The sequence below is a fragment of the Pseudodesulfovibrio sp. lm2024 genome (assembly GCF_051175575.1).
Taxonomy (GTDB): Bacteria; Desulfobacterota; Desulfovibrionia; order Desulfovibrionales; family Desulfovibrionaceae; genus Pseudodesulfovibrio; species Pseudodesulfovibrio caledoniensis.
The window spans coordinates 3,498,452-3,515,028 of sequence record NZ_CP195092.1; the positions used below are offsets into that span (position 1 = coordinate 3,498,452).

Annotated in this window: 17 protein-coding genes; 13 read left to right on the plus strand and 4 right to left on the minus strand. The window is 65.6% G+C overall.

The window, feature by feature from the left end; translation table 11 throughout:
• Nucleotides 1-137 precede the first annotated feature (137 nt).
• The 4 genes from ACR42D_RS16305 to ACR42D_RS16320 all read right to left on the minus strand — a co-directional run bounded on the left by ACR42D_RS16305 (nt 138) and on the right by ACR42D_RS16320 (nt 4,885).
• Nucleotides 138-1,526 (minus strand): sigma-54-dependent transcriptional regulator, encoded by a 1,389-nt coding sequence (locus ACR42D_RS16305; protein ID WP_484567841.1) that lies wholly within the window; start codon nt 1,524-1,526, stop codon nt 138-140.
• Nucleotides 1,523-3,412, minus strand: a complete 1,890-nt coding sequence (locus tag ACR42D_RS16310) for a two-component system sensor histidine kinase NtrB (RefSeq protein WP_484567842.1) — start codon at nt 3,410-3,412, stop codon at nt 1,523-1,525. Before ACR42D_RS16310 ends, ACR42D_RS16305 begins: the two co-directional genes overlap by 4 nt.
• 10 nt (nt 3,413-3,422) lie before the next feature.
• On the minus strand, nt 3,423-4,241 hold the full coding sequence (locus ACR42D_RS16315; RefSeq protein ID WP_484567843.1) for a DUF4405 domain-containing protein: 819 nt from the start codon (nt 4,239-4,241) through the stop codon (nt 3,423-3,425).
• A 158-nt stretch (nt 4,242-4,399) separates the two neighbouring features.
• The gene (locus ACR42D_RS16320) at nt 4,400-4,885 is read right to left on the minus strand and encodes a Spy/CpxP family protein refolding chaperone (protein ID WP_484567844.1); all 486 of its coding nucleotides are present in this window, start codon (nt 4,883-4,885) and stop codon (nt 4,400-4,402) included.
• A 285-nt stretch (nt 4,886-5,170) separates the two neighbouring features.
• Between ACR42D_RS16320 and ACR42D_RS16325 the strand changes: the two genes are divergently transcribed.
• The 13 genes from ACR42D_RS16325 (at nt 5,171) to nusB (ending at nt 16,532) form a co-directional block, all read left to right on the plus strand.
• Nucleotides 5,171-5,368, plus strand: coding sequence for an FmdB family zinc ribbon protein (locus ACR42D_RS16325; protein ID WP_484567845.1), 198 nt, complete (start codon nt 5,171-5,173; stop codon nt 5,366-5,368).
• Between the two features lie 362 nt (nt 5,369-5,730).
• Nucleotides 5,731-6,189: a deoxycytidylate deaminase gene (locus ACR42D_RS16330; protein ID WP_484567846.1), complete on the plus strand. Its 459-nt coding sequence runs from the start codon at nt 5,731-5,733 to the stop codon at nt 6,187-6,189.
• A complete protein-coding gene (gene ribD, locus ACR42D_RS16335; protein WP_484567847.1) occupies nt 6,161-7,294 on the plus strand; it encodes a bifunctional diaminohydroxyphosphoribosylaminopyrimidine deaminase/5-amino-6-(5-phosphoribosylamino)uracil reductase RibD in 1,134 nt (377 codons plus the stop codon). The genes ACR42D_RS16330 and ribD overlap by 29 nt, the downstream gene beginning before the upstream one ends.
• A gap of 61 nt (nt 7,295-7,355) precedes the next feature.
• Nucleotides 7,356-8,108, plus strand: a complete 753-nt coding sequence (locus ACR42D_RS16340) for a substrate-binding periplasmic protein (protein ID WP_484567848.1) — start codon at nt 7,356-7,358, stop codon at nt 8,106-8,108.
• A gap of 120 nt (nt 8,109-8,228) precedes the next feature.
• The gene (locus tag ACR42D_RS16345; protein ID WP_484567849.1) at nt 8,229-8,981 is read left to right on the plus strand and encodes a substrate-binding periplasmic protein; all 753 of its coding nucleotides are present in this window, start codon (nt 8,229-8,231) and stop codon (nt 8,979-8,981) included.
• Nucleotides 8,982-9,046: 65 nt separating this feature from the next.
• Nucleotides 9,047-9,799 carry a substrate-binding periplasmic protein gene (locus ACR42D_RS16350; protein WP_484568476.1) on the plus strand — a complete coding sequence of 251 codons (753 nt, stop codon included), beginning with the start codon at nt 9,047-9,049 and terminating at the stop codon, nt 9,797-9,799.
• A 45-nt stretch (nt 9,800-9,844) separates the two neighbouring features.
• Complete coding sequence (locus tag ACR42D_RS16355; protein ID WP_484567850.1) at nt 9,845-10,669, plus strand: substrate-binding periplasmic protein; 825 nt, start codon at nt 9,845-9,847, stop codon at nt 10,667-10,669.
• 70 nt (nt 10,670-10,739) lie between these two features.
• Nucleotides 10,740-11,396, plus strand: a complete 657-nt coding sequence (locus tag ACR42D_RS16360; RefSeq protein WP_484567851.1) for a riboflavin synthase — start codon at nt 10,740-10,742, stop codon at nt 11,394-11,396.
• A 1,054-nt stretch (nt 11,397-12,450) separates the two neighbouring features.
• On the plus strand, nt 12,451-13,182 hold the full coding sequence (locus ACR42D_RS16365) for a glycosyltransferase family A protein (protein ID WP_484567852.1): 732 nt from the start codon (nt 12,451-12,453) through the stop codon (nt 13,180-13,182).
• A gap of 115 nt (nt 13,183-13,297) precedes the next feature.
• Entirely contained in the window at nt 13,298-14,071 is a 774-nt protein-coding gene (locus ACR42D_RS16370) for a GGDEF domain-containing protein (RefSeq protein ID WP_484567853.1), read from the plus strand.
• A 251-nt stretch (nt 14,072-14,322) separates the two neighbouring features.
• Complete coding sequence (locus ACR42D_RS16375) at nt 14,323-15,534, plus strand: bifunctional 3,4-dihydroxy-2-butanone-4-phosphate synthase/GTP cyclohydrolase II (protein WP_484567854.1); 1,212 nt, start codon at nt 14,323-14,325, stop codon at nt 15,532-15,534.
• A gap of 77 nt (nt 15,535-15,611) precedes the next feature.
• Entirely contained in the window at nt 15,612-16,079 is a 468-nt protein-coding gene (gene ribH / locus ACR42D_RS16380) for a 6,7-dimethyl-8-ribityllumazine synthase (RefSeq protein ID WP_484567855.1), read from the plus strand.
• Nucleotides 16,080-16,082: 3 nt separating this feature from the next.
• Nucleotides 16,083-16,532 carry a transcription antitermination factor NusB gene (gene nusB / locus ACR42D_RS16385; RefSeq protein ID WP_484567856.1) on the plus strand — a complete coding sequence of 150 codons (450 nt, stop codon included), beginning with the start codon at nt 16,083-16,085 and terminating at the stop codon, nt 16,530-16,532.
• Nucleotides 16,533-16,577 lie beyond the last annotated feature (45 nt).

A 16,577-nucleotide genomic window follows, 5' to 3' on the forward strand; every position in this document is an offset into this window, starting at 1 on the left:
AAAAGGCCGAAACACATCAACCGGCCCCGCCGAAGGCGGAAATAAAAAGTTTAGGAGGGAAAGGGGGATGGGGGTCCGGGGGAAGGGGGAAAGGGAAGCCCTTTTCAAAGGGTTCCCTTTCCCCCTTCCCCCGGCCGCTAGCGGCGGGTCAAACCGTACTTTTTAAGCTTATATTGCAGGGTGCGACGGCTGATGCCGAGGGCTTCGGCGGTGCGTTCGCGGTGGTTGCCGTTTTCCTCGAGGGCCTGGATGATGGCCTGTTTTTCAGCCTCTTCGAGGTTGGCGGGCGTGGGCGCGGGCCGTCCGGCGTGGTGGAACTCCATGTCGATGACGTTTTCGCGCGCGCCGGTGATCTGGGGCGGCAGGAGATCCGGGCCGAGCGCGTCGGACCGGGAGAGGATCAGGGCGCGTTCGAGCACGTTTTCCAGTTCACGGACGTTGCCGGGCCAGTCGTAGCCGGACAGGGCGTCGAGAAAGGCCGGGGTGACGGTACGGATGATCTTGTTGTTCTTGTTGCCCAGCCGCCGGAGCAGGAAACTGACCAGAAGCGGCAGGTCCTCCTTGCGCTCGCACAGGGGCGGGATGCGGATTTCGAGCACGGCCAGCCGGTAGTAGAGGTCTTCGCGGAAGCGGCCCGCCTCGACCTCTCTTTTCAGGTTCCGGTTGGTGGCCGCGATGATCCGGGTGTCCACCTGGATGGTACGCACCGAGCCCAGCGGCTCCACGGTCTTTTCCTGCAAGGCGCGCAACAGCTTGGCCTGGAGCGGAGCGGGCATTTCGCCGATCTCGTCCAGGAACAGGGTGCCGCCGTCGGCCAGCTGGAACCGGCCGGGCTTGTCCTTGACCGCGCCGGTGAAGGCGCCCTTTTCGTAGCCGAAGAGTTCGGACTCCAGCAGGTCGTCGGGCAGGGCCGCGCAGTTGACCTTGATGAGCGGCTTGTCGGCCCGCAGGCTGGCCTTGTGCAACCCTTCGGCCACCAGCTCCTTGCCGGTACCGCTGGGGCCGAGGATGAGCACCGTGGCCTCGGTGGGTCCGGCCTGGCCGACCAGGTTGCGGACCAGTTCGATGCCGGGGCTGGCCCCGATGAAATCCGGCTCACTGCCCACCTCGGCGCGAAGCCGGGCGTTCTCGTCGAGCAGCTTGTGGTATTCGAACGCCTTGCCGAGCACGGCGGTCAGCTCGTCGTTGTCCGCGGGCTTGGTCAGGTAGTCGAAGGCCCCGCGCTTCATGGCGTCCACGGCGCTGCCCACGGAGCCGAAGGCGGTCAGCAGGACCACGGGCATGGAGGGCCGCCGGACCTGGAGCTCCTTCAAAAGCTGCATGCCGTCCATGCCGGGCATCTTCATGTCGACCATAGCCACGTCCGGGTAGGTGTCGGACTCGGCCTCCTCGGCCAGCACGTTCAGGGCGCGCTCGCCGGATTCGGCCTCGAGCACGGTCCAGCCGTCGTCCTCGAGCACGGCGCGGACCATCATGCGATGGCCCGGCTCGTCGTCGACGATCAGCGCGATACGTTCTTCGTTCATGATTCCAATTCCTTATCTGGGGAGGGCTGCGGATCCGGGAAGAAAAGCTTCATCTCGGTCCCATGGCCCTGTTCGGATTCGATGATCACCCGGCCCTTGTGGGCGCGCATGATGTTCTGGACGATGGCCAGCCCAAGGCCGGTGCCGGTCTTCTTGCCGGTGACGAATGGCTTGAACGCCTCGTCCTGGATGGTCGGGTCCATGCCCGGCCCGTCGTCGGCCACGATGATCCAGACGCCCTTGTGGCCGCGCATGGAGACCAGCCGGACGTGTCCGGGCTTGTCGCAGTCCGCGCACCCCTGGATGGCGTCCAGGCTGTTGGAAATAAGGTTGAGCAGGACCTGCCGCAGCGCGTCCGGGTCGGCCCAGACCGGCTCGGGGCCGAAGTCGAACTCCGGCTCGATGAGCTTGTCCTCGAAGTCGAAGCGCATGAGCTGCCTGAGCGAATCGCCGACCTTGGCCAGATCGATGAAGGACGGGTCCAGCTGGCGCGGCCGGGCCAGGTAGAGCAGGTCCGTGACCACGCGGTTGAGGCGGTCCGCCTCCTGGACCATGGCTGTGGCGTACTGGTCGAGCGGGGCCTGGCCCTTGAGCTTGGTGGCGAAGAGCTGGGCGAAGCCGCGCAGGGAGGAGAGCGGGTTGCGCACCTCGTGGGCCACGCCCGCGGCCAGGGAGCCGATGGCGGCCAGCCGCTTGGCCTCGTTCAGGTCCTCCTCCAGGGAGCGGATCTGGGTGCGGTCGCGGATGAGCACCAGCTTCTGGGCTTGGTCCGGCCCGTCGCTGCCGCCGTATTCCTGGAACGGCAGGAAAAGTATCTCCAGCTGGCGGCCCTGGTAGTCGAACTGCTCCCACTCCACCGGGCCGGACGGCTGGTTCTCGTTGGTCTGCAGGCCGAAGTCGAAGTCCTGCCAATAGGTGCCCACGATCTCGGGCGGACGTGGAGGACCGTCCTCGCCCTTTTTGGCCGCGCCCGCCCTGGGCCCGGACTCGGCGTCCCCGGTTTCGGGGTCCTCGTCCGGCTCCGGGGCGAGCAGCTGGCGGGCCGAGCGGTTGGCGGCCAGAATCTCGCCGTCCTCGGCCAGGGTGACCAGGCCGTCTGGCATGTTGTCCAGAAGCTTGTTCTGGAACCGCTCCAGGCGGATCAGCTTGCGGCTGGCCCCCCGGCGGCGCAGGTAGGCGAAGGCCAGGGACCAGAGGACCACGGCGGCCAGGAAGACGTAGCCGGTCTGGTAGGTGGCGGCCTGGCGGTACTGGCGGAACTGGCGCATGTGCTTTTCCGCGTTGAGACCGACCACCAGGTAGACCTGGGACTGGGTGTTGTCGAACATCATGCCCGGCCCCATGTCGTCCATGTGGCCCTGGTTCAGGTTGCGCGCGCCGTCCTGGCCGTTCACGCCGAGCAGGGCCGCGATGCCGGACCGGACCTGAAGCCCGGACAGGAGCACGCTGGTCTTGTCCACCTCGGCCATGACGTGCCAGGCGCGGCCGGGCTCAATGTCCTCGGCCACGGCCTCGGGCAGCTGGAAGATGGGATGCTTGCCCTTCTTGACCGAGGTCACGATGGGATGCCCGGCGCGGTTGAACAGGGTCACGAACTCGATGTCGTCGGACTTGGCCAGCTCGGTGAAGAGCTCTTCGGTCATGGTCCGGAACAGGGTCGAGGACTGGTTGCCCATGCGCAGGGTGCGGGCGATGCGGAAGATGTTGTTGTCCACGCCGCGCAGGATGGAGTTGCCGGTCATGACCATGTGGTCCTCGACGATCCGCCGCTGCTGCGCGATGGATTGCCAGGTCAGGTAGAGGCTGCCCAGCCCCAGCACGATGAGCGCCAGGACCAGGGCGACCAGGGGCCCCTTCTCCCTGCCTTCCGGGTGAACTACATCCATACGGCCTCTGTTACTTGCCCTTGACGATCAGGTAGATGTCCCTGGGCGACATGTCGTGCTCGCCCGCCAGGCTCTTGAAGGAGGACTCCGGGGTGGCGTCGATGCCCGCGCCCCTGAGCCGGGCCAGGACCTCTTCCAGCTCCAGGCCGTAGGTCTTGCAGACGGCGGTGACCGTCAACTTGCCGGTGCCTTCCGGCGGCTGGGCGGGCATCAGGGAAAAGGGATCGCCCCCCTGCCTGGAGCGGATGATGTCGTAGACGTGCTGCGGGCTCACGCCGCGCGACCGGGCGATGTCCTTGATCAGGGAATTCTCGTTGATGGACGAATCGAACCCGGCCTCGTGCAGGGCGGTCACGGCCATGGCCGCGTCCAGGCCGAGGAAGCCGCAGAACTTCTTGAGCGGGCTGGTCTCGGCGTGGCCGTACGGCGGGTTGCCGTAGGTCTCGGTGGCCTGCTCCTTGATCTGCGCGCCGTAGTCGAGCAGCGTGCTCATGGGCGGCACGCCGATGAGCGTGCCCGCGAAGACCAGAAAAACCAGGATGAAGCTGACGATCATGGGCCCGGTCATGACCACCAACTCGCGCGAGCGGTTCTTCATGTAGTTCATGATCGGCTTCCAGTTGAGCCAGATGTGCAGGATCAAGGCGAGGAGGAACAGGGTGCCCACGGTGGTGTGCACGTCGCCCCACTGGCTCTTGGTCATGCCCAGCAGATGCCAGTCGGCCCAATAGGCCACGCGGCCTTCGGGCACGATGTACAGGATAACGCTGGTGATGGTCGTGACGACAAAGGACAGAAGCGCGGTGAGGGACGTGATTTTTCGGAACATCCAGGGACCTCCTCAAGAAAAATGATACGTTGCCGCCAATCCCCTGCACGCCCGCCATCGCCTGCAGATGATTACTCGCGGGACAGGCGGCCCCACGCCGCCTATCCCGCAATATCCTGTTTTCCGGGTTATCGGAAATATCGTTTCAATTCAACGGCCTAGTACATTCCTCTGTCCATGCCCTGGCCGCGCATGCCGCGTCCCTGGAAGGAGCCGTCGCACCCTCTGCCGTAGCCGGGGCCGGGGCAGGCGCCGAAGGAGGCGATGCCGGTGGTCTTGACCAGTTTGTCGGACATGTCCACGCGCAGGTCACGCAGCTTGTTGCGCAGGCTGGAGATGTCGGTGACCAGCTTGGTGATCGCCTCCTCGTCCGCCTGGCCGCCGTTGATCATGGCCTGGAGCACGGACTGCTTGGCCCAGATCCGGTTGCGGACGGTCTCGAACTGGGGCTGGTACTCGTCGATCACGGCCTTGACCTCGGCCTGCTTCTCCGGGGTCAGCTGGCTGAACGCCGGGCCGTAGCCCGGGCCGCCGCACGGACCGGCAAATCCCCGGCCCGCATTGGGTCCGGCCACCGCGAACGCGGCCAGCCCCAGGATCAGGACCGCCGCCAGAGCCGAGATGGAGATACTTTTTTTGGACATTTCGTCGCCTCCTAAAAAATGATGCTTTCATGCGAACAGGAAGAAGAGAGTGTGTGTGATCTTCTTGTCCCCCGACAAAGCATCGCCCGTGCCAAACGCCTAACCATAGGGAATACAGCCGGTTAATTGTGACAGACCGGAGACTCTGCACTTATTTTGTGCAGCTTGATGCACGCATATTGCACACATTTTGTGCAATGTGCAAGGACGCGTCCCTTGACAAGGTCCCTATCCTGCACAATCTACAACACATCGACAGAGAATATGTGCGCCGGAGATACGATCATGCCCATCTATGAATATATCTGTAAGCAGTGCGGGGCCGAGTTCGAGGAGCTCGTGTTCGGCGGCGAGGCCGTCCCCTGTCCTGAGTGCGGCGCGACGGAGACCGAAAAGCTCATGAGCGCCTGTTCCGCCAAGGTGGAGGGCGGCCTGAATCTCGACGCCCTGCGGGACTCGGGCTGCGGCTCGGGCGGCGGCTGAGGCTAGCGGCGCGTCCCGGTCCGGGACGCATCACTTTTCGAAAGGCCCGGCCGCATCGCGCGGTCGGATCTTTTTTTGGCCGGGAGAGAAATCAGGGTTGGAAGCCGCTTCGCGGCGTTTGTTAGGTGATTTCGCCTCCGGCGGGCAGCACTAGCCCTTAGGCGAGTCATCGAGCCTTAAAGACAGCAGCGATAGGGTTCGCACCCTTGCATCCCGTTTATGCGCCTTCGGCGCGGGTTTATTTGCGCTTCGCCAGGGGGATGGGCGGGCCGGGGCGGCGCAAAGGGCGGGCGTTTCCTTTCGGGACGAGAAGTGATAGGTGGTCCGAACCGACCTCCACTTCGAAACGAACGAGGAAACCCATGCCCAACAGACTGCCCTGGCCGGAATATTTCATGCGCATAGCCCATCTGGTGGCCCAGCGCTCCACCTGCACCCGCCGCGCCGTGGGGGCCATCGCCGTGCGCGACAAGCGCATCCTGGCCACCGGCTACAACGGCGTGCCCACCAACATCGCCCACTGCGAGGAGGTCGGCTGCCTGCGCGACCAGCTCGGCATACCGTCCGGCGAGCGGCACGAACTGTGCCGGGGGCTGCACGCCGAGCAGAACGTCATCATCCAGGCCGCCACCAACAATCTGGACCTCAAGGGGTGCGACATCTACTGCACCACCAAGCCCTGCATCCTGTGCACCAAGATGCTCATCAACTGCGGCGTGCAGAATATCTACTACGCCGAAAACTACCCCGACGATCTGTCCGAAGCCATGCTCGAAGAGGCAGGAGTGAACCATGTCTTCATGGAAGGCGACTTCAAATAGCGAAGCGTTCTTGGACCGGGCCGTGCATCTGGCCCGGCGCGGGCGCGGGGCCACGGCCCCGAACCCGTGCGTCGGCGCGGTGCTGGTCCGCGACGGCGCTGTCGTGGCCGAGGGCTGGCACACCCGGTACGGCAAGCTCCACGCCGAGCGCGAATGTCTGGCCGACGCCCGCAAAAAGGGCGTGGACCCGCGCGGGGCGACCATGTACGTCACCCTGGAGCCGTGCAACCATCACGGCAAGACCCCGCCGTGCACCGAAGCGCTCATCGAGGCGGGCGTGGCCGAGGTGGTGGTCGGCGTCCGCGACCCCAACCCGGTGGCCGCCGGCGGCGTGGAAAAGCTCCGCAGCCACGGCATCGAGGTCACCGTGGGCGTGCTCGAAGACAAATGCCGGGACCTCATCGACGACTTCCTGCTCTGGCAGAACACCCACTCGTCCTACAACATCCTGAAGATGGCGGCCACCCTGGACGGCAAGATCGCGGCCAGGGACCGCAGGCCCGAACCGGTCTCCTGCCCCGAATCCTTCGCCCGGGTCCACGACCTGCGCTCCATGGTGGGCGCGGTCATCGTCGGCGGCAACACCTTCTACGCCGACAATCCCAGCCTGACCTGCCGCAAGGAGAACCTGCCCGCCGACTTCGTCCAGCCCTGGGGCGTGGTGGTCACCTCCCGGCTGCCCGACGACCCGAGCCGCTTCACCCTGCTGCGCGAACGGCCCGAGCGGGCCATCTTCATGACCTCCAGGACCGCGGCCCACAGCCCGCAAGCCGACGTCCTGCGGCGGCGCGGCACCTCGGTCTGGCCCCTGCCCGGCCGGGCCGGAGCGCTGTCCCTGTCCTGCGGCTTCGAGCGCCTGCGCTACGACTGCGCCTGCCACTACACCCTGTGCGAGGGCGGCGGCCGGTTCGCCATGACCCTCATCCAGCAGGGTCTGGCCGACGAGATCGTCCATTTCGTGGCCCCGCGCATCCTCGGCGACGAGGACGCCCCGGCCGCCTACTCCGGCCGCCAGGCCCCGTCCATGGCCCAGGCCCTGGATTTTCGCATCGCCGATCTGGAGCCCGTGGGCACGGACCTGATGCTCACCCTGCGCAGCCGCTGAGGCCCCGCCCGGCACAAGGCCGAAGCTTGCCTTGTCATCCCCGCTTGGCTATTATTGTTGGATGATGGTAACCAGTCTCGTTGTCGTGCCGCTGCTCGCCTGCCTGCTCCTGGCCTCGCCGGGGCAGGCGCATGAGTCGAGCGACCCCGCCGAGGGTCTCACCTACCTGACCGAGGAGTTCAGGCCCCTGAACTATACGGTGGACGGCAGGCCCACCGGCCTGTCCGTGGTCCTGCTCAAGCTGATCTGGAAGGAGATGGGCGTCCCGGAACAGCCCATCCAGGTCATGCCCTGGCCGCGCATCTACGACAGCGCCCAGCGGGACCAACACGTGGTCATCTTCTCCATGTACCGGACCGAGGAGCGGGAGGCCTCCTTCAAGTGGGTCGGGCCCATCGTCAAGGGCAGGCTGGCCCTGTTCGCCCTGCGCTCCCGAAACCTCAGGCCCGGCTCGCTCAAGGATTTGGCCGGCCACAAAATCGCCTCCCTGCGCGACATCGCCGCGGCCACCAAGATGCTCCGGGCCGGATTTCCCCTGGTCTACACCTCCAGCGCCGAGCACGCCTTCCAGCTCCTCGAATCGGGCCGCGTGGACGCCCTGGCTCTGGACGAATTCAAGTTCCGCCAGACCATTACGGCCACGAACGCCCCACCGGACGCCTTCGAGGCCATCCTGGTGCTGAGCGAGGACTCCCTGTACTACGCCTTCAGCCGGGACGCCTCGGACGAACTGATCGCCCGGTTCCAGCGGGCCCTGGACACCATCGTCAAGCGGCCGGTCTACCGCAACCTGCTCAACTTCTACGTGTACTGAACCGCGCCCTGTTCACGGACCTTCCGGCTCGGGCGCGCGACGGCGGCCGCGCCCCCGGAGCAGAGGGACCGGACCGGCCTCAACCTTGCCTTAACATTACCGCTCGGTTAGAAATACAGCATGTTGCTTGCAAGGCTCGTCGCCGCGCCGCTGTTCGTCGGACTGCTCATGGCCTCACCGGGCCTTGCGCAGGCTTCAGACGACCCCGCTGCGGGAATCACGTATCTGGCCGAAGTATACAGGCCGTTCATCTGCATGGACCAGGGCAGGCCCACCGGCCTGGCCGTGGACCTGCTCAAGCTGATCTGGCGGGAGATGGACGTCCCGGAACAGCCCATCGAGGTGATGCCGTGGCCACGCATCTACGACTGCGGCCAGTGGAACAGGCAGGTCGCGATATTCTCGGTCTACCGGACCAGGGAACGGGAAACCATCTTCAAATGGGTCGGCCCCATCGCCAGAGGACGCCAGGCCCTCTTCCGCCTGCGATCGCGAAACCATGAGAAGCTGTCCCCCGGCGGCATGACAGGCCTGAGGATCGCCTCCCTGCGCGACACGGCCTCGACCTCCAAGGTCCTTCAGGCCGGAATCATCCCGACCTACGCCAGCCACGCCGAGCACGCCGTCCAGCTCCTGCAATCGGGACGCGTGGACGCCATCGCCCTGGACGAATCCCGCTTCCGGCACACCATAGCCGCCATGGGCCTCTCGGCCGAGGATTTCGAGACCGCCCTGATCCTGAGCGAGGACCCCCTGTATTACGCCTTCAGCCCGGACACCGACGACGCCCTGATCGACCGGTTCCAACGGGCCCTGGATGCGGTCACCAAGCGCCCTGTTTACCGGACGCTGCTCGATCGCTACGCGGATTAGGGCTTTTCAGCCCCCCGCTCCTTTTCCCGCTTGTCTTTCCTCCCGCCGTCGACTACCCCGTGACAATGCTCCGCCACCTACCGCCGTTCCTCCTGCTCGCCATCGCCCTGCTCGCGGCCGTTCCGGCCCGGGCCGCCGCACCCGCCGATCCGGCCGCGCACCTGACCTACATGACCGAGCAGTACTGGCCCATGAACTACGCCCGGGACGGCCGACTCACCGGACTGGCCGTGGAACTGCTCAGGCGCATGTGGCGGGAGATGGGCGTGCCGGAGCAACCCATCGAGCTGTTCCCCTGGCCCAGGGCGTACGACATGGGCCACGTCGATCCCCGGACCGTACTCTTCTCCATGTACCGGACCAGGGGGAGGGAGCGGGACTTCAAATGGGTGGGCCCCATCGTCCGGGGCAAGACCGAAGTCTTCACCATGCGCTCCCGCCATCTGGGCGCGCGCTCCCTCAAGGATCTCGGCGGCTGGCGGCTTACCGCCGTGCGCGACGTGGCCTCGGCCAACATCCTGCTCGACGCGGGGTTGCCCTACACCGGCTCGGGCTCGCCGGACACGGCCATCAAGATGCTACGGCGCGACCGGGTGGACGCCGTGGCCATGGACGCCATGCAGTTCCACCACTTCGCCGCCCGCATGGGCTGCCCCACGGGCGAGTTCAAGCCGATCATGACCCTGTGCACCGATCCGCTCTATTTCGCCTTCAGCCTGGATACGCCGGACGCCCTGATCCGCCGCTTCCAGAAGGCCCTGGACGCCGTGACCCACACGCCGGGCTACCGGGCGCTGCTCAACAAATACCTGAACTGACGTCGTTGATTTACAGCCCCCGTTTCTCCTGCTAGAGGTCGAAACATGCAGCCCCGTCAACGCCGTCTCCACCGATCCACAGCCGCCGGGGCCGCATACTTTCCGGCCGGGCCGCTGGCGGGCCTGGCCCTCTGCCTCCTGCTCCTTTTCCCGCCTCTCCCGGCCTCGGCCGCGAACCGCAGGTGTCCGGCGGACCGGCTGGCCGAATACGCATGGCTGACCGAGGAGTACTACCCGTTCAACTACGAGGAGAACGGAGTCATGAAGGGGGTCGCCGTGGACCTGCTGCGCATGGTCTGGGCCGAACTCGGCACGCCCGAGCAGCCCGTGGAGTCCATGCCCTGGGCCAGGGCCTACGAGCGGGTGCGGCACGAGCCCGGCACCGCGCTCTTCTGCGTGGCCCGGACCCCGGAACGGGAGAACGCCTTCCGCTGGGCCGGCCCCATCGCCTCGGCCCGGTTCGCGCTCATCGCCCGCAAAGAGCGGCGCATCAGCCTCACCTCCCTGGACGACATCAAGGGGCTGGCCGTGGGCACCGTGCGAGAGGACATCTCGGACGCCCTGCTCGCCGGGTACCGGAGCGTGGCCCGCATCCAGCCCGTGGCCCGCATGCGCCAGAACATCGACAAGCTCATGACCGGTCGCCTGGACATGGTGGCCTACGAGGAGGGGTGCTGGCACCAGATCACGGCCCGGGAGGGGCTCGATCCGGACAGCTTCGAGATCGTGTACGTCCTGCGGGAGACGCCGGTCTACTTCGCCTTCCACCCGGACACGCCGCCCGAGTTGGTGGACGCTTTCCAGGCCGCGCTGGACAAGGTCAAGGAGCGGCCCGGCTACCAGGACCTGCTCGGCGCTTTCCTGCGCTAGCCGCTGATTTACACCCGCTCCCCGGCCTGCTACAACGGCCGCATCCAACGCCTGAAACGAGGTATTTTGTATGTTCACCGGACTGATCATGGGCATGGGCCGCATCGAGGCCGTCGAGGCCAGGGGTTCCGAAACGCGCTTCCGCATCCGCCCCCTGTTCGAGATGGCCGACATGGAATTGGGCGAATCCATCGCCGTGAACGGCGCCTGCCTGACCGTGGAGACTTTTGCCGACGGCTGGTTCACCTGCTACGCCAGCCGCGAGACCCTGTCCGTGACCAGCCTGGGCTCCCTGCGGCCCGGGAGCACCGCCAACCTGGAACGGGCCATGGCCATGGGCGACCGCTTCGGCGGGCACATCGTGGCCGGGCACGTGGACTGCATGGCCGAGGTGGCCGAGGTGCGCCCGGCGGGCGAATCGAAGATATACCGCCTGTCCTTTGACGCGGCCCACGGCCGCTACGTCATCCCCAAGGGCTCGGTCACCCTGGACGGCATCAGCCTGACGGTCAACGACTGCGCCCCCACCTGGCTCGAGGTGAACATCATCCCCGAGACCCAGAAGGTCACGACCATCTCCGGCTGGACCCCGGGCACCAGGGTCAACATGGAGACCGACGTCATCGGCAAGTACGTGGAGCGGATGGTCCAGCCGTGGACCGCCGGTTCGGAAGCCGCCGAACCCGGCGGCATCACCATGGAGTACCTGCGGAAGAACGGCTTTTAAAAAAGCCGTTCTTTGGTCCCCTCGAAGAAGGGGGAAGAAGAGCACGCCTTATGGCGTGCTTTTTGGTGTGCCCGGAGGAGCGTCCGCGCATCCGCGTCCAGGCTTTGGGTTGTCCTCCTCACATTGTTTTTCGCCTTTACGGCGACTTCCTTTTTTGCTGGCGCAGAAAAAAGGAAGCAAAAACTGCGCTGTGGTGCGAGCGCGGCGGAAGCGGACCCAAGAGCCCGTAGGCGGCTTTCGCTGCCCGGATAGATGTCTGCTGCGCAGACTCGATCCGGTTTGCGCTTCGCCACCAGACACGGGCTCTAGGGGCCGCTTCCGATTGCTGGCCTACGCATGAATGTATTGGGTCGTGGCGTTTGGCTTGGCGTAAAGCCCGCCAGGAACTCATTGAGGCGCCCCTGGAGCGACTCGGACGCTTGCGTCCGACAGCGGCTCCCTCAATTACGAATCGCAGCACGGCCTCCCGCGTCCCGCCACACCTCTTCCTTTCACCCAAACGAGCCCTTGAACGTGAGGTTAGAAGCTGACCGCGAGGGGCGGCGGCTCTTCGAATCGTCGCGAGCGCAGCGAGCCTCGATTCGGGAGCCGCCCCGAGCGGATCAGCTTCTTGCCTCCCGTTCTCCGGGCGGCCGCCCCACACTCCAAGGCCCTTTTTTTCGTCTATTTTTTTGGGCCAGCAAAAAAATGGACCCCGCCGGGAGGGCATGGAGCATCGTGCAGGGGGCGCAGCCCCGCACGGCGGCTCTCGGAGGCTGAAGGGGTGCAATCCCTTCACCGGCTCTCGCGTGCCGCAGGCACGCTCTTCACCGCCCGGAGGAGTCTGCAACCCGCATACAAGTTATCCACACCCTATCATTTCGGTATTCAGAATAAACTCAAAATCACCGATATTCCGCGAAAATGAAGAAATCCCCCCGCTCCCCCTAAACAAAACAACTTCAACGCCGATACGTAGTAGGAAGCGCCGGGACCTTCCCGGCCTTGCAAAGAGCATCACAAGGGGCATGCCTGCCCCGCCAACCCCGCATGGACGCGGGAGGGAGACAACGGTATGGCCATGGACGGCGATATTCTGTTTTCGATCATCACGCCCTCGGCCGGAAATCGGCCGAACGCCCTGAAAAACGCGGTCTCGTCCGTGGAAAGGGCGGCCCGGTTCGCCGGGCTGGAGCGGAACCAACTGGAAATACTCATCGGGTTCGACGGAGCCAGGGGCGGCGCGCCCGCCTGCGACTACCCGGTTCGGACCTTCAGCCTGCCCGAAAGCCGCGACCGGGGGCACGGGGTCCGCAACACCCTGCTCAAGCTCTCGGGCGGGGAGAAAATCATCTTCCTGGACGACGACAACGTGCTCAAGCCGTGCGCCTTGAGCCGCTACCTGCGCCACCGGGACGCCGAGATGGTCATCGGACGGATCGACGCCCAGCTGGCCCTGGGCCAGCCCTGGCTGCCGGTCTTCGACGACGGGCCGCTGGTCAGGCCCGGCAACCTGGACCTGCTCTGCCTGTGCCTGTCGCGCAGGCTGGTGGTGGACCGCTGCGGCGGCTGGCGCTTCCGGGGCGAGTTCGACTCCTGCCAGCGGAACATGGCGGACTGGCACCACCGGGCGCGCAGCGTGACCGTCATCGAGGACGTGGTCGGCATCTTCGACGCCGGACGCAGCCTGGATCGCGCGGCCCTGTCCTCGCGGCAGAAGGCCCTGCTCGACGGGCTGATAGGCGAACGGGCGACGCCGCTCACCCGCCCGGTGGACCGGCGCGCGCCGGGCCTGGCCCTGGCGTAGCCCCTTTGCGGGGCCGGCCGGCTCCGCTGGATAACGTAGGGGCTCGGCCTCTTTCCTTTTTTTCGTGTTTTGGGTACAAGACAGACAAGTCCATACGCGAAACAAGGAAGGCAGCATGTCCCAGACTCTCAAAGGCCGCCTGCGGCAACAGGCCTGGCGGATTTTCCTGCTCCAGTGCGGCCTGTCCCTGACCGTCGTCGTTGCCGCCCTGCTGCCGGTCTCCCTGCTGCACGACCAGATGTACAACATGGCCGCCCTGATCCTGGCCGCCGCCCTCGTCCTGGGCATCGCCCTGTTCTGCGGGGCCCGGCTCATGCGCCTGCTCGAAGGGGCCCACGACAAGATCGCCGACCTGACCACCCACGACGACCTGACCGGCCTGCCCAACCGGAACTGGTTCTTCGACCGCCTGGACGAGGAGATCGCCCGGGCAGAGCGCTACGGCAACAAGCTCGCCCTGGTCATGGTCGACCTGGACCACTTCCGGCAGGTCAACGACGCCTTCGGCCATCCGCTGGGCGACCTGGCCCTGGCCGAGGTGGCCCGGCTGCTGGCCGCCAACGTCCGCACCTCGGACGTGGTCGCCCGCTACGGCGGCGAGGAATTCATGATCATCCTGCCCGAGACCGACGCGGACCGGGCCGCGCGGGCCGCCGAAAAGCTGCGCATGGTCGTGGAGGTCAACGACATCAGCCTGGAAGGCCCGGAGATCAAGGTGACCATCTCCTGCGGCGTGGCCGACCTCGCCTCGGTCAGCCCTCAGCGGGGCTCGCGGCGCGACGCCCTGGTGGTGGCCGCGGACAGGGCCATGCGCCGGGCCAAGCTCAACGGCCGCAACCAGGTGCTCGTGCACGCGCCCGAGCACGAACGCCAGCTCACATTGGTCTGACCGACTTTCGCCCTCGCCCGTTGCCAACGGCCGCGCAGTGACTATACTTGCGGGGAGCGGCCGGAACGGGCCCGGATCGTCCCCCTGTCCCGGCCTTTCTACAACCATCTGATATACATACGATTTCACCGGGGAATTTTCCCCTTCCCCAGCGAAGCCATTTACGCTAAATACATTGGTTCCCCGCCGGACGGCGTCGGGCGAGGATTTTCCGCACCCTTTACCGGGTAAACCATCATCGAGGTAGAAGCATGCCCCTCTGCAAAATCGAAGAAGCCATTGAGGATATCCGCCAGGGCAAAATGGTCATCATGGTGGATGACGAGGACCGCGAGAACGAAGGCGATCTGATCTGCGCCGCCGAGGCGGTCACGCCCGAGATCATAAATTTCATGGCCACCCATGCGCGCGGGCTGATCTGCCTGCCCATGTCCAACGAGATGGCCGACAATCTCGGCCTGGACCTGATGACCAAGAAGAACGAGTCCGGCTTCGGCACCAACTTCACGGTTTCCATCGAGGCGCGCGAGGGCGTGACCACCGGCATCTCGGCCAAGGACCGGGCCACCACCGTGCTGGCCGCCGTGGAAGACGGGGCGGGCCCCGACTCCATCGTCACCCCGGGCCACATCTTCCCCCTGCGAGCCAAGGACGGCGGCGTGCTGGTGCGCACCGGCCAGACCGAGGGCGGCTCCGATCTCGCCCGCCTGGCCGGGTTCAAGCCCGCCGCAGTCATCTGCGAGGTCATGAACGACGACGGGACCATGGCGCGCATGCCCGACCTGGAGAAATACGCCGACAAGCACGGGCTCAAGATCTGCTCCGTGGCCGACCTGATCGCCTACCGCATGAAGTTCGACGGCAAGTCCGTGACCAAGGTGGGCGAGGCCCATCTGCCCACCCGCTGGGGCAACTTCGAGTCCGCCGCCTTCCATTCCGAGGCCGACGGCAAGACCCATATCGCCCTGTACATGGGCGACATCCACCCCGACGAGCCGACCCTGGTCCGGGTCCACTCCGAGTGCCTGACCGGCGACGTGTTCGGTTCCCTGCGCTGCGACTGCGGCCCCCAGCTGCAGGACGCCATGTGCATGATCCGCAACGAGGGCAAGGGCGTGCTGGTCTACATGCGCCAGGAAGGGCGCGGCATCGGCCTGGGCAACAAGATCCGGGCCTACCACCTGCAGGACCAGGGGCTCGACACGGTCGAGGCCAACGTCAAGCTCGGCTTCCCGCCGGACATGCGCGAATACGGCACCGGGGCGCAGATCCTCGTGGCGCTGGGCGTGTCCAAGATGCGCCTGATGACCAACAACCCCAAGAAGATGGTCGGCCTGGAGGGCTATGGCCTGGAAATGGTCGAACGCGTTCCCATCGAGGTCGGCGCCTGCCAGCTCAACGAGCGCTACCTCAAGACCAAGCGCGACAAGATGCACCACCTGCTCAAGGTCGACAAAGACTAAAGCCCCGCAAGTTGACTTTTGGGGAACCGATAACATATTACACCGCTATATATTTCATACAGTAGGGAGAATACACCATGTCCGTGAAGACCATCGAAGGGATGCTGGACGCCAAGGGACTCAAGATCGCCATCGTGGCCGCCCGGTTCAACGACTTCATCGTTGACCGCCTGATCTCCGGCGCGGTGGACTACCTAGTCCGCCACGGGGCGTCCGAGGACGACCTGACCCTGATCCGCCTACCCGGCGCCTTCGAGCTGCCCATCGCCGCCCAGAAGCTGGCGCGGTCCGGCGAGTACGCGGGCATCGTCGTGCTCGGCGCGGTCATCCGCGGCGGCACCCCGCACTTCGACTACGTGTGCAGCGAGTGCGCCAAGGGCATCGCCCACGCCTCCATGGAGTCCGGCGTACCCATGGGCTTCGGACTGCTGACCTGCGACTCCCTGGACCAGGCTATCGAACGGGCCGGAGCCAAGGCGGGCAACAAGGGCGTGGAAGCCGCCTCCGCCCTGCTCGAGACCGTCCGGGTCCTGGAGCAGATCTAGCTCATGGGCTCGAAATCCAAGGGCAACAGGCCCGGCATCCGCAGGGTGGGACGCACCCTGGCCTTTCAGGTGCTCTACTCCACGCATTTCCTGGACAAGGACAACCCCCAGGACATGGACACCCTGTTCGACAGGAACCCCATGGTCCTGGAGCAGGAATCCGAGACCGCGTGCGCGTTTGCGCGCGACCTGGTCATGGGCGTGAACGTGAACCTGCACGACATCGACAAGACCATCGAAGCCCACTCCCAGCACTGGAAGATCGAGCGCATCGCCATGGTCGAGCTGTCCATCCTGCGCCTGTCCCTGTATGAGATGCTGTTCACCGACATCCCGGTCAAGGCGGCCATCAACGAGGCCATCGAGCTGTCCAAGACCTTCGGCGACGACAAGTCCCGTTCCTTTGTGAACGGCATCCTGGACGGCGTGGCCAAGACCTCGAACCGGTCCTGATCCCCGGCCTCCGGGCCACGCGAAACGACCACATTTTAGGATACA

Bases quoted from the DNA above. Each gene is read 5' to 3' on its own strand.
- ACR42D_RS16305 (WP_484567841.1), bottom strand. From the start codon at position 1,526: ATGAACGAAGAACGTATCGCGCTGATCGTCGACGACGAGCCGGGCCAT.
- ACR42D_RS16345 (WP_484567849.1), top strand. From the start codon at position 8,229: ATGTTGCTTGCAAGGCTCGTCGCCGCGCCGCTGTTCGTCGGACTGCTC.
- nusB (WP_484567856.1), top strand. From the start codon at position 16,083: ATGGGCTCGAAATCCAAGGGCAACAGGCCCGGCATCCGCAGGGTGGGA.
- ACR42D_RS16320 (WP_484567844.1), bottom strand. From the start codon at position 4,885: ATGTCCAAAAAAAGTATCTCCATCTCGGCTCTGGCGGCGGTCCTGATC.
- ACR42D_RS16365 (WP_484567852.1), top strand. From the start codon at position 12,451: ATGGCCATGGACGGCGATATTCTGTTTTCGATCATCACGCCCTCGGCC.
- ACR42D_RS16340 (WP_484567848.1), top strand. From the start codon at position 7,356: ATGATGGTAACCAGTCTCGTTGTCGTGCCGCTGCTCGCCTGCCTGCTC.
- ribD (WP_484567847.1), top strand. From the start codon at position 6,161: ATGTCTTCATGGAAGGCGACTTCAAATAGCGAAGCGTTCTTGGACCGG.
- ACR42D_RS16375 (WP_484567854.1), top strand. From the start codon at position 14,323: ATGCCCCTCTGCAAAATCGAAGAAGCCATTGAGGATATCCGCCAGGGC.
- ACR42D_RS16315 (WP_484567843.1), bottom strand. From the start codon at position 4,241: ATGTTCCGAAAAATCACGTCCCTCACCGCGCTTCTGTCCTTTGTCGTC.
- ribH (WP_484567855.1), top strand. From the start codon at position 15,612: ATGTCCGTGAAGACCATCGAAGGGATGCTGGACGCCAAGGGACTCAAG.
- ACR42D_RS16360 (WP_484567851.1), top strand. From the start codon at position 10,740: ATGTTCACCGGACTGATCATGGGCATGGGCCGCATCGAGGCCGTCGAG.
- ACR42D_RS16370 (WP_484567853.1), top strand. From the start codon at position 13,298: ATGTCCCAGACTCTCAAAGGCCGCCTGCGGCAACAGGCCTGGCGGATT.
- ACR42D_RS16310 (WP_484567842.1), bottom strand. From the start codon at position 3,412: ATGGATGTAGTTCACCCGGAAGGCAGGGAGAAGGGGCCCCTGGTCGCC.
- ACR42D_RS16330 (WP_484567846.1), top strand. From the start codon at position 5,731: ATGCCCAACAGACTGCCCTGGCCGGAATATTTCATGCGCATAGCCCAT.
- ACR42D_RS16355 (WP_484567850.1), top strand. From the start codon at position 9,845: ATGCAGCCCCGTCAACGCCGTCTCCACCGATCCACAGCCGCCGGGGCC.
- ACR42D_RS16325 (WP_484567845.1), top strand. From the start codon at position 5,171: ATGCCCATCTATGAATATATCTGTAAGCAGTGCGGGGCCGAGTTCGAG.
- ACR42D_RS16350 (WP_484568476.1), top strand. From the start codon at position 9,047: ATGCTCCGCCACCTACCGCCGTTCCTCCTGCTCGCCATCGCCCTGCTC.